14 protein-coding genes are annotated in these 12139 nt (G+C 46.2%); all 14 read right to left on the reverse strand.

Annotated features, from left to right (window positions below; all coding sequences use genetic code 11):
• Nucleotides 1–3: 3 nt before the first annotated feature.
• Entirely contained in the window at nucleotides 4–327 is a 324-nt protein-coding gene (locus ACTRXD_RS12285) for a pyruvate ferredoxin oxidoreductase (protein ID WP_312742135.1), read from the reverse strand.
• A gap of 36 nt (nucleotides 328–363) precedes the next feature.
• Nucleotides 364–1098, reverse strand: coding sequence for a 2-oxoacid:acceptor oxidoreductase family protein (locus ACTRXD_RS12290; RefSeq protein WP_312749139.1), 735 nt, complete (start codon nucleotides 1096–1098; stop codon nucleotides 364–366).
• 69 nt (nucleotides 1099–1167) lie between these two features.
• Nucleotides 1168–2058: a thiamine pyrophosphate-dependent enzyme gene (locus ACTRXD_RS12295; RefSeq protein WP_312644825.1), complete on the reverse strand. Its 891-nt coding sequence runs from the start codon at nucleotides 2056–2058 to the stop codon at nucleotides 1168–1170.
• A gap of 424 nt (nucleotides 2059–2482) precedes the next feature.
• The gene (locus tag ACTRXD_RS12300) at nucleotides 2483–3370 is read right to left on the reverse strand and encodes a M23 family metallopeptidase (protein WP_442432099.1); all 888 of its coding nucleotides are present in this window, start codon (nucleotides 3368–3370) and stop codon (nucleotides 2483–2485) included.
• A gap of 189 nt (nucleotides 3371–3559) precedes the next feature.
• The gene (gene cutA / locus ACTRXD_RS12305) at nucleotides 3560–3898 is read right to left on the reverse strand and encodes a divalent-cation tolerance protein CutA (protein ID WP_442432100.1); all 339 of its coding nucleotides are present in this window, start codon (nucleotides 3896–3898) and stop codon (nucleotides 3560–3562) included.
• A 221-nt stretch (nucleotides 3899–4119) separates the two neighbouring features.
• Entirely contained in the window at nucleotides 4120–4872 is a 753-nt protein-coding gene (locus ACTRXD_RS12310) for a hypothetical protein (protein WP_442432101.1), read from the reverse strand.
• 325 nt (nucleotides 4873–5197) lie between these two features.
• On the reverse strand, nucleotides 5198–5818 hold the full coding sequence (gene thrH / locus ACTRXD_RS12315) for a bifunctional phosphoserine phosphatase/homoserine phosphotransferase ThrH (protein WP_442432102.1): 621 nt from the start codon (nucleotides 5816–5818) through the stop codon (nucleotides 5198–5200).
• Nucleotides 5819–5984: 166 nt separating this feature from the next.
• Nucleotides 5985–6632, reverse strand: coding sequence for an HAD family hydrolase (locus tag ACTRXD_RS12320; RefSeq protein ID WP_442432103.1), 648 nt, complete (start codon nucleotides 6630–6632; stop codon nucleotides 5985–5987).
• Nucleotides 6629–7195, reverse strand: a complete 567-nt coding sequence (locus ACTRXD_RS12325) for a hypothetical protein (protein ID WP_442432104.1) — start codon at nucleotides 7193–7195, stop codon at nucleotides 6629–6631. The genes ACTRXD_RS12320 and ACTRXD_RS12325 overlap by 4 nt, the downstream gene beginning before the upstream one ends.
• A gap of 71 nt (nucleotides 7196–7266) precedes the next feature.
• Nucleotides 7267–7743 (reverse strand): sigma-54-dependent transcriptional regulator, encoded by a 477-nt coding sequence (locus tag ACTRXD_RS12330; RefSeq protein ID WP_442432105.1) that lies wholly within the window; start codon nucleotides 7741–7743, stop codon nucleotides 7267–7269.
• A 61-nt stretch (nucleotides 7744–7804) separates the two neighbouring features.
• Nucleotides 7805–8485 carry a LolA family protein gene (locus ACTRXD_RS12335; protein WP_442432106.1) on the reverse strand — a complete coding sequence of 227 codons (681 nt, stop codon included), beginning with the start codon at nucleotides 8483–8485 and terminating at the stop codon, nucleotides 7805–7807.
• The gene (locus tag ACTRXD_RS12340) at nucleotides 8482–10863 is read right to left on the reverse strand and encodes a DNA translocase FtsK 4TM domain-containing protein (RefSeq protein WP_442432107.1); all 2382 of its coding nucleotides are present in this window, start codon (nucleotides 10861–10863) and stop codon (nucleotides 8482–8484) included. The genes ACTRXD_RS12335 and ACTRXD_RS12340 overlap by 4 nt, the downstream gene beginning before the upstream one ends.
• A 78-nt stretch (nucleotides 10864–10941) precedes the next feature.
• Nucleotides 10942–11757 carry a 16S rRNA (adenine(1518)-N(6)/adenine(1519)-N(6))-dimethyltransferase RsmA gene (gene rsmA / locus ACTRXD_RS12345; protein ID WP_442432108.1) on the reverse strand — a complete coding sequence of 272 codons (816 nt, stop codon included), beginning with the start codon at nucleotides 11755–11757 and terminating at the stop codon, nucleotides 10942–10944.
• Between the two features lie 61 nt (nucleotides 11758–11818).
• Entirely contained in the window at nucleotides 11819–12136 is a 318-nt protein-coding gene (locus ACTRXD_RS12350) for a hypothetical protein (RefSeq protein WP_312742161.1), read from the reverse strand.
• Nucleotides 12137–12139: the final 3 nt, after the last annotated feature.

A 12139-nucleotide genomic window follows, 5' to 3' on the forward strand; every position in this document is an offset into this window, starting at 1 on the left:
AGATTATCCCCTCAGCGGACTAGCAAGAACCGCTTTGGTATTTTTTTCCAAGTAGGAAATATTTTCAGTAAGTGCCGCATCCCCAATTTGATCGATCATTTCCATTTTAATGGCATGATGTTTGGCCATATTGTCACACACCCATACGCATTGTGCGCATCCCTTACAACGATCAACGGCGACATAAGCCGACCCATACTTTAAACCCCTGTCCTTTCCCGCCTCCGTATCATACTGAATCGTATTGGCCTCCGGACAGTACTGAGTGCACAACTTACAGCTGGTTGCAGCACAAATATCTATATCTATATTTGCAACAAGATACATTGCTCTCCCCTTTCAATTCCTTCTTTTTTTTCGTTTTTAGACCGAAGCCTTTGCTGCTTTATTTGCTGCACTAGTTGTTTGGTCAGCCATTGAGGACGCTCCCAATGTCCATCCATTATCGACAGCGTAATCCCAACCGGCCTTTACCACCGCTAAGTTTTTCTCAATCAATTCTGCCTTCTTCTTGAACTTTCTTTCCACCACACTATCCAAAGCAGCAGTTCCACCTGACACCACAAAACCCTTTCCGAGAAATCGATCTTTCACAGCCTCTCCAGTGGCCTCTATAGTCGAAAGTCCCGTAATTGCGCCAATGGCTCCTACCATCGCCATATTGGTGGCCAAATCAATTCCCGCCACATCTAGAGACATTTGGGTAGCTGGGAGGTAATAAATTTTGGCACCTAAGTCTTTCAATTCGGCAGCTTGATCCGGCTCAAGATTCATGGGGGTGTTGCTATTGATAAGAACGACTCCCTCTTTTTTTAACCCATAATAAAATGGATTCGTGTAACTCTTTCCATGGGTAATGCACTGTGGATGAAAGACCATGAGGATATGGGGAAAAGTAATTTCTCCGATTTCATAAATCGGTTCATTTGAAACACGAACATAACTTTCTACGGGAGCCATTCGCTTTTCAGACCCATAAAACGGAACGATGGTGCTCTCCCCACCAGCATTAATGACCGCTGTGCTAAAAATGTGGGATGCAGTCACCACACCTTGACCACCAACGCCTGCCATACGAATGTTATAACGAATAGCCATTTTCAACCTCCTCCATTTTCATACCTTTAAGAGCATACCAACCAAGCACGCAAACTTTTGAGGGGAAAACTACCCTTTTGTAACTGCAGCTGCAGGCTTCGGTAGATATTCTTTGTACCCATACAGTTCCCCTAAATACTGCTTGGCTTCGTCTGTAAGATATTCAGAAAATGCATAACGATCATTCTCGACATCTTTGGCATCTTCCATCACTTTATCTGTTGGAATCGCATATTCAATATTACATGAGGTATAGGCTTGGATATACGTTGGGCCAACTTCTCGTGCAATCAAGACCGCTTTTTTAATGACACTTTCTACTCTTCTTGGGTTATTGGGAACCACTGTCGCCACATACGCACACCCCGCAACCTTGGCCATTCCTAACATATCCATCTTTTCAAATTTTTTCCCTAAGGGCGCCATCTTCAAAACTTGACCCTTGTTGGTCATGCCACTTTCTTGACCACCGGTATTCCCATATACTTCGTTATCCAACATGATGGTCGTAAATTTCTCCTTTCGAAACCAGGAATGCAAAGTTTGAGCAAAGCCAATGTCTGCCATTCCCCCATCTCCCGCCATCACTACAACATCTTTAGGGCGATCTCCAAATCTCAAGCGAAGTCCGCGTGACAATCCACTGGCCACCCCATTTTGATCGCCGTAATTTCCATAGACAAAAGGAATAGCTGCCTGAGAGATGGCTAGTCGCCCACATCCTGCAGTACCAACTGTAATCGTATCTTCTGGATTAGGGAATGCAATAATAGCCAATCGGATAAACAAGGTCATCGCGCATCCTGCACACATAGGATGTTCCTCTAAAATCTCCTTAAACGTTCCCACTTGCGAAACAGATGTTTTTTTCCCAAATGGACCATGCTCGACCATATCCCTATATTCTTTTGGCATAAATTTTCCGAAACCGGGCGTGAATTTTACGTAATCGAGACTCATATCGGGCCTCCTCCTTGGTTAAAAGCAAAAGTAACCACCACCATCATTTTTTAAAACCAACTTTCGGCTAGGTAAAATACCCCAGCAAAACAAGAAATTAACAAAGAAAACAAATTATTGTCAATTTAACTGATAAACTTAAATCTCCAATAATATTTCCTTGAATGTCCTGAGCATTTTCTAAGCTTTCTTCACAAAACAAAAATTCCCCAACGTCATTTAGGTTAATCTATGCAATTGCTATAGATAATTCAACACAAAAGAAGGCCCACCTTCTATAAAAGAAGACCCAGTCTCGAATGAAACGGCTTAGGTCTTTTGTCCCAGACTTTTCAAAAGAAGGTGTAAGTGGAAGCGTAGCAAGATAGTATCACGAACGGACCTTGTGGATATCTAATAAATATCCAAGGCCTGAAAGGGCAGGCTAATCCAAAATGTAATGAATAGGATCTACGACTCTATCATTCACAGCCACTTGATAGTGAAGATGGGGTCCCGTAGAAAACTTTCCCGTGCTCCCGACAAGACCGACAAGATCGCCTCTTTGAACTTTATCTCCATATTTCACATTAATTTTGGACATATGCCCATAGGTCGTTTCTATGCCGTAACCATGGTCAATACGAACAAATTTTCCCATACGCCCATCATAGGCAGCTACGACAACTTTCCCCGCGGCAGGAGAACGAACTTCGGTACCAGTAGGAGCACCGATATCAATACCTGCATGCAAAGCTTTTTTACCTGTAAAGGGGGAGACCCGTGGACCAAACTTTGAGGTTAAGGCACCTTTAACTGGCCAGATGGAAGGGATAGAAGCCCATTGATCAGCTTTTTGCTGGGCTGCGGCAGAAAGCTCTTCCAGAATTTGACTTTCCAATTCAGTTTGTTGATTTAGCCACTCTAGTCCAGCCTTAATCTCGGTTATTTTTCGGTCCATGGTCGAATGTAAACCAGAGACCTCAGGGGAAGTCCCGGTTTTTTCAATTGAAGTCTTTAACTCCCAAGAAGCCTCCTCTTGGACCCCATCGTAGGGCATCTCCTCATATGGCAACTCCTCTCCCCCCTGCCCAGGAAGACCAGAAGGCAACCCCTGAATCTCATCTGCCTCAAGCCCAAACATGGTTTGAAGCTTCCGATTAAGGTTCTCCAGCGCTAACATCCGCTTTTTCATTCCATCTACTTCGGTTGAAAAATTACTGGTTCGAGCACGCGAGGTCGTTAATTCTTGTTTTATTTCTCCTAATTCACTCAGTTGGCTCCACTGGTAAACATAATGCGTAATAACCCCACCCTGAACGAGCAGCAACACTAACCCCACAATCATTCCATACTTCACAAGAGATTTTCGGAATTTTAGGCGCCAGGGATTTGAGCGGGCCCCACGAAAGATTATGACCGTCAACGTATCTTCAGACTCTTTCATAATTCACCCAAATTATAAAATTAAGAGCATAAAAGTTTTCATTCATGCAGACATTAAACCCAAAAATAATTCCCCTTACTCTTCAGTCATGCCGACTCGACTCTTGGTTGCATCTCGAATCCAGGCTAAATATTCTTCGCTCCCAAGCTGAATAGGGAGTGCAATGATTTCAGGAACTTCATAACTATGATTGGCTTTCACCATGGAAACCAATTGGTCATACGACCGTCTCACAGTTTTTGCCAGTAGCAAAAATTCCTGTTCCTCTACAATTTTCCCATCCCAATGAAAAATTGATCGCACGCCTGGAATGATATTGACGCAGGCGGCTAATCCGTTCTTCACCAAAATCCTTGACAGTCCTATAGCCTCTCCCTCAGAACCTACCGTCACCATTACGACCATTTCTTCCATATAAAAATGCCACCAAGTGCCTGAATTCTTGAATGAAAGAAAAATATCTCATGAATTCATGGGAGACGACAACGAACGTCCTTGCAAGATGTCAGTGTTTCCTAATCATTATCGGCCGTTTTTTCAATCCCTGAAGCTTAAAATAATCTTCTGCTTACCAAATATCAACCAGATATTTCATATTTTTTCTCGATACCTCACATGGCAATAATTTCAATCACTTAGCGTGGCATTAGCCGGGTTGGGTCTTCGTTGGCCAAGCCAATCAAATCTGCAATTGCGGGCTTTAAGGCCTCTTGCATAGCCTCAGGATAACTTTCGACAGCATTCTCAAGACCATAATATGGTCCATCAAGCTGCTTCCCTTCGAATTCCATTGTCATGTTCCATAACACCTTCGACGGATCATTCAGGGGGGTTAATCGAAGATCAAGCTCCAGAGCAGTGGTGGTTTCACTCATAGGAAGGCCTAACATCCAAAAAACCACTCCCACGGGAGCTAATAAATACGAGTACAATCGACGGTTCCAGTCAGTAGAACGGAGACGACCTCGAAATGCCAAATCCGCCGGTTGTTGTCCTTCATCTTTGGCAAAATCAACCGAGGAAAAAATTTCTGCATGCTTTAATTCCGCAACGATGGATTGGGCCAGATCATTAGCCGGATCAAATTTGACGACATCGACCTCTTCAGGGTTGGGTACGGCCTCAGGGCGTTGATATCGTGTGTCTCCATAGGGAACAAGAGGGATGGCGGCCTTCCAATATTCCTCTTTTACCTCATTTCCCCTCAAATCTTCTAAGGGAAGAACAATGGCTTTTGCCGAAATTGGCGCGGCAGCTTTTTCGTTCAGAAATGATCCCGTAGAGGCCGGGGGGTATTGCCATTCCCGCTTCCCAAGACAGCCGGTTATGGTAGAGAGACAGAGTAATACCAATACCATTAGAGACAGGCGAATGCGAGAGACCCTCATGTAAATGCTCCTTTCAAGTTTGTCAGTGCTCTTGGCATAAAAACTTTGCAGCCAACAGCCCTAGAGGATCCAGAAAAAATTTCTGGCAATTTTTTGAGGATGACATCTCTTATTTCTTCAAAAATGATTCTTTGAACCTCTTTCCCCTTTATTATCAGTACACTTCTTCAGCCACTCATAAAACGCCATACATCTAGCAAGTACAATTTGGAAACGCAACAATGCTTCCCCTCAGAAAACCCTCTATATATTTTGGCATTAGCCAGAAGCCTCTTGAACGAAACATGGGGGAAGGGAATTCAAAACTACCCAGCATGACCAGGTGTCAGGAAGGGAAGCCGCCTGCCCGACCCAGGTGCTCCTGGAATTCTGCATACGAACGAGCTACAGGGAATTGGGGAAATTCCTGGATAATTGAATCAGGAGGACAGAAAAAATATCCGGCGTCGGCTTCCTTTAACATCGAAACATCATTATAGGAGTCTCCTCCCGCCAAGACTCTGAACCCGATACCTTTCATCGCACTGACAGCATGTCGCTTTTGATCATGTTGGCGTAAGAAATAATCCGTGATAAACCCATGGGAATCAACTCCCAATGTATGGCAAAAAATTGTAGGAAATTCGAGCTTCTTCATAAGTGATCCGACAAACTCATAATACGTGTCCGACAATATAATAATTTGACATCGTTCACGCAGCCAGGCAATAAAATCAGGAACGCCCGGGAGGGGAGAAATCGTATTGGCAACTTCCTGAATATCCCGAAGAGTAATGCGATGCGCTTTCAGGACTTCCAGTCGTTTTTTCATTAAGACATCATAATCCGCAACATCCCTGGTAGTCAGACGTAGCTCTTGTATGCCAACTTTATCCGCCAAAGCTAACCAGATCTCAGGAAATAACACTCCTTCCATATCCAAACAGGTAACAACCGGCTGCGCCATCAGGACCTCTTCTCGTGATTATTAATCAACAATGTTCCTAGCCATCAAAAATCTCAATGGATCATAAAAGAATTCCTGGGTTAGCCACAACTAAAAAATCACGGGGTGACCAAGCCACTTTTACTGTATGCTGTCACTCGCAGAAATGAATTAGAGGTGGGAGGAATTAAAACAACCCAAGAAGATCTTTCGGATTTTCACAATAAAAATCAGGCCCTAATGCTGCAACTTTTTCTCGATTCCCATACCCATACCCTACGGCACAAGCTCGAATGCCCGCCGCCTGGGCTGCTCGAACATCATTCGTACTATCCCCAATCATCACCGCATCAGAGGGATCGACGCCTAATCCCTCAAGTGCCCGCAACAACATTACAGGTTCTGGCTTCAATTCCATCGTATCCCGAGGAGCTTCGACATGATGAAAGAGATCCTGGGCATGTAACCCATCCACAATTGAAAGGGTATACTCTAAGGACTTGTTGGTCACAATAGCTTTTCTTCGGTCCTGATAATGATGAAGCACTTCCCAAATCCCAGGGTAAAACCGTGTGGTTTCCATGCAATGCTCTAGATAATGTCTCCGGAAAATCTCCAAGGCTTTTTCATATTGATCAAAATTTTCTTCCCCCACCGATAACCGCAATAGCCGCTTCACCCCGTCACCCACAAAACTAAATATTTCTTCCCGCGATCGTAAGGCCAATCCCAAATCCCTCAGCGTCAGATTTACCGAGGTGGCAATATCTATTTTCGAATCGATCAAAGTTCCGTCAAAGTCAAAGAACAACACTTCCGCACGCCATGTAGTCATTTTTGAATATCTTTCTCATTTGTAAGCTCTATTTGTTGTATCAAAGAATTGAGCAGATTTTTTCTTTCCGGCCCAGATTCATTTAACTCCGCCCAACGAACAAAATCGACCAGACGTTGACGGCCCACATGTGGAGGCAATTGAGGCCCAACAATTTGCCACCGGTCCCCAACCGCCTTCAGATGAAAATATTGTATTTCACGATGTGGATTGGTCACAAACGTTGCACGTTCCCAGTGCATCGTGCCTAACACCTCGAAAATTATGGGAATTTTGGCCTCTAGCCCATCAATAACTTCCCATTGCGACACATCGTCCACCACATCATATCCAGAAATCACGACTACGTGCCCCCAGACCGGTTCCTCCAGCCAGGCCACAAAGGGTCTCACCACCTGCCATGAATGCGCCTCCAACCGAACGCCTTTTTTATCGAGGGAAAGATATTTCTGTAAAATTTTGGTGGGATCTTCAGTGATGTGGCCGCCAATGGCCTGAAGAGAGCTTGCACTGAACACCACAATACCCAAAACACACAGTAAGACCCGCATGGACCACGACAACAGGCTCACAATGAATTTGGGATTGGCGATTGAGCCATGACCACACAAAAACCACTGGAGGAAACAGCGACTTATCCTTTGAACAGGATAACCAGAATTATCCCCAATAAGAGCCAAAGAGGAATGGACAACATTAAACCCCAGGCCAAGCCTTGAGCTGTTTTTAAGCGGCCTTTTAGGGTTTGTTTTTCCAACGCTTTCGTTACCCGCAACCTGACGTCCTCGAGATGGAAGGGTTTAGTAATATAATCATCGGCCCCGCGATTAATAGCCTCCACAGCTGTGCCAATGGAGGGATGTCCAGTGATCATCAGAAAAATTACCTCATCATTTTTGATCTCCCGGATACGCCTCAACAATTCCATGCCATCCATATTGGGCATAATCAAGTCCGCCATTATTACGTCAAAGTCCCCCTTACGATATTGCTTCAGGGCCTCTTCACCATTTTCGGCCATGACGACGGTATAACCCAATGATAGCAAGAACTCTGACAGGGCTTCCCGAACTCCCTTGTCGTCATCTACAACCAAGATGCGTTCAGCCATTTCTTTCCACCTTTTCCTTATTCGAGAACACCATCTAAAACGACAGACCTGAATGTTGAAATCAGGGTAATTCGACCACCACAACATCCGGCGGAACATCGAAAGTCAGCTGACTGGACGAAAGACCCGTATTCGCCTGAATGTGGTCAAACATCACATGAGAGATATTCCCGCTCACTTCAAACAAGGTAATACCCTGAATAAAATACGTATCAGGAAAGAGTTTGAGCACAATTTTCTTGATAGTTGGAGGCGTTTGGCCAACAGGCTTAGGGACTAGGGTGAGACTAGGGAACTTTTCATTATCTTTCGAGCCATCTACGGATTCCAGAATCGTAAATTGCTGAGAGAGATTTCCTGCCCCCTGCAAAAGAGCTAGAGGACCCTTGGACGCGGCCATTTGCGTAAGCGCCCCTTTGACCACCTGCTGATGCTCAGGGACATACATCATGACCTGATCACCCTTCACATAAATCTGCTCTTCCGATGGGTGAAGATAATCCCATCGGAGCAATCCAGGTTTTTTTAAATAGAGTCGCCCTGAAGAGGTAAACCCCGTCGTAAATCCCTCAAAAATGGTTTCCTGGACAAAGTCAGCTTGCAAATCCTTTGTCTGAGCATAACGAGCCTCAACCTTTGCAACGATATCCTCCATAGATGCGGCCGAGGTATCGGATACAGGCATCATAAAGCAAATAATGCCTAGAAAGATGGCCCCTCGCAGAACCGGCAATGACATCATCCTATCTCCGATGTAACCGTACTTCGAGCAAGAACCTCTCGTCTCCCATCACGCCCTGGAGCACTCACCAGACCCTCCTCCTCCATTTGCTCAATCATCCGGGCTGCTCGGGGATACCCCACACGCAAGCGACGCTGAATAAACGAGGCCGAGGCCTGTCCTGTGGTCATCACCAATTCTCTTGCCCGCTCATAGGTCTCATCGCGATCCTGTTCATCCACCGAGGGTTCCTGGACGGACTCTAGGGCCACGGGGTCATAGACGGGAGTGGCTTGAGATTTAACCCATTCCACAACCCCACGCACTTCTTCATCCGAGACATAAGGACCGTGCAGTCTATTAATGCCACCGGTGCCGGAGGATAAAAACAGCATATCACCTTTTCCCAAAAGACTTTCTGCTCCATTCGCATCTAAAATGGTCCGGGAATCAATCTTGGAAGAAACCTGATAAGCGATACGTGCAGGAAAATTAGCCTTGATCAATCCAGTCACAACATCAACTGACGGTCTTTGAGTCGCCAAGACAAGATGAATGCCTGACGCACGGGCCATCTGAGCGAGTCGCGCTATGCGATCTTCAATATCCTTAGGCGCCACCATAATCAGATCGGCAAATTCATCAATGACCACCACAATGTAGGGCAACAAAACCCGCTCTTCCTGTGAAGACTCCAGCAGGGGGGCCCCTTCCTCCACATCCATCGATTGGCCTTTACTCAGCTTTTTTACGGTTTGAAGTGGAGAACCCGTCTCCTGAGAATCGGTAACTTTTTTATTATAGGCATCAATATTTCGAACACCCAATTCCGCTAACACCTGGTAACGACGCTCCATTTCTTGTACGACCCACCCCAGCCCACGAGCCGCTTCTTTGGGATTTGTGATAACCGGGCGAATGAGATGGGGAATCCCATCGTACACCTGCAATTCCAACACTTTGGGATCAATTAACAGGAGTTTCACTTCGTCGGGATGGGCGGTAAATAAGATATTCAATAACAGGCAGTTAAGCCCCACACTTTTTCCTGACCCTGTAGCACCCGCCACCAATAAATGGGGCATAGTACGAAGATCCGTCACAACCGGTCGCCCAAAAATATCTTTCCCTAAGGCCAAGGCCAGCTTTGAGCGGGCCCGGGTGAACGCCTCTGATGTCAACATCTCTTTCAATCCAACCGTTTCCCGCTGGGGATTCGGCACTTCAATACCTACGGTGGATTTTCCTGGGAGAGGAGCCACCACCCGAACTTTTAGGGCTTTTAACGCCATGGCCAGGTCATCAGCCAAATTCACAATTCGGGCGACTTTGATGCCGGGACCGGGAGCAAACTCATACATGGTAATCACCGGTCCAGGATGCACATCCGTGACACCTCCCTCAATCCCAAAACTTGCCAACGTGTTCACAAGAACTTCGGACTGAGATTTTAACACCGCATCGGTCTGATGAGCCGCACGCGCTGCATGAGTATCCAGCAGATCGGTGGGGGAAGGCATTTGATAGGACTTTGAAATTTTCTTGCGAGAGATAAAGGTGTCGTCGACTTCCTCAATGAGTGGGAGAGTAGGCGTTATATCGATTGCAGCTGGCAAATCATCTCTTTTTATTTTGGATAACTTGGGCTTGGGTTCCAAAGTTTCTGATACCATCGCACCAATACCACCACGAGCAGCCAATTGACGATTAATTCGAATCGTTTTATTCATTTTTGGTTGGGACTCTGCTACCCACCAGTCTCGTTCCCTCACCGATTCCACCACAGTATTTTTGAGACGTCCCAAAAAATTCAGGAGGGTACGAGCAATTTGTCCAATCGAAATTGGCACAAGCAAAAGAAACGCAATTAGTAACAGTGCCCCCAGCATGATCGTAGCACCGGTGACCGCCAGGTACGATCCGAGCCCGGCCGCTACCCATTGTCCCACGACTCCACCCTGGCTTACCCCTAAGACATCCATGTCGGATACTTGAGGCTGGTCTGAAAATCGAAGATGTAGCAGTGCGCTGAAAGAGAGTACACCAAGCAGCGATCCAAGAAGACTGCCGGACGTAATACGAAGTTTTTCGCCCCATAGGACGCTTAAACCCAACACGATGAGCAAGAATGGCACTACATAAGCCCCCCCTCCCGCCACAGTGAGGAGGGAAAACGCGAGAGTAGCCCCAATCAGCCCTACAGCATTTTCGGGAATGGAATTTGAGGGAGGTTGCTGGGCAAAAAGAATCGGGTCTGAAGGAGAAAAGGTTGCCAGGCTGAGCAACCCAAGAATGCCTAAAGTCGCGACTAAAATTCCCACAACTTGTGTGGTTAAGACAGAAAATCCTTTGGTTTGGTCTTTTGTTGGCTTGGACTTTGAACTAGGGAAGATACTCATCAAAAAATCCTACCATAAGTGTTTCTATCGAGCAAACAACCCTTACGCATATGCCAAGGTTACAAAATCCTGGAGATATTAAGAATCGGAGGGCAGCATTCGGCCATTGAGCGCTTCAGTTAAATGCTGAAACTCCCCCACCGACAGTGTTTCCGCTCGCCTGGTTAAGGTGATACCTGTACGCTCTTGAGCACTTTCTAGACAGGTCAAAGAAAAACCCGCTCCTCGTAATGCGTTGAGGAGGGTTTTTCGGCGTTGCCCAAATGCCGCCCGCACCACCAAAGCAAACAGGTCGGCTTCCTGAGCAGAATAAGACTGATGAACACGAATATCCAACCGTACCACTCCCGAATCCACATCCGGAACGGGGCGAAAGCATTTTCGAGAAACGGGAAAACCGAAACGTACATCAGCCAAGCGTTGGGCCATGATGGATAACACACCATAGTCTTTAGTATTGGGTTTGGCAGTTAACCGCTTGGCGACTTCCAGCTGCACAGTTAGGACCATCCGACGAATCTTAGGCCGGGCTTCTAACAATCGAAACATGATGGGCGTTGAAATGTTATAGGGCAGATTAGCCACTACCACAGCAGGCTCTGGTAGTTGATCGAAGGGAAAGCGGAGCGCATCGTGTTCATGAATATCAAGGTTCGGACATTCCGCAAATTCCTCTTTCAAGAAATCCACCATACGGGGATCAACTTCTAAGGCTAACACCCGCTTCGCCGATTGGCATAACAATCTGGTCAACGCGCCGCCACCCGGTCCAATTTCACAGACATACTCATCAGGCTGGAGGTCCGCCAGATTGATAATTTTTCGAAGCAAATTTGGGTCAATAAGAAAATGCTGACCGAGCCGTTTGCGCGGATAAGGAGGAAGGGGTGCCATTATAATAGGCGGGGAGAAAAATGAGAGGGTTCAACCCGGCGCTTTATATGGAGAGGAGCCATCAGGGGATACCGGTGGTCTGAATGTCCTTTACCAACTTTTTAAGATGTCGACGGCACATGTCAACTTCATCGGCTAATTCATCAAACACATCGCCCACAAAATAGGTGGTTTCCAGCCATTCCTTGGTAATGTGCTGAAGATATGCCTGACTCACGTAGGGTTCTAGACCATTCACCACTTTTCTCTTCCACTTGGTGACATGGTCTTTTCCCTGCACCGCATTGAGGGCCTTCTCCGCCTGTGCGTGAATAGTGGTGATTTCCTCTATTTGACTCTGAATATAGGCCAATAACTCTGAGGTTTGATCGGTCATCATTGG

The organism is Nitrospira sp. T9 (assembly GCF_052156535.1).
GTDB lineage: Bacteria > Nitrospirota > Nitrospiria > Nitrospirales > UBA8639 > Nitrospira_E.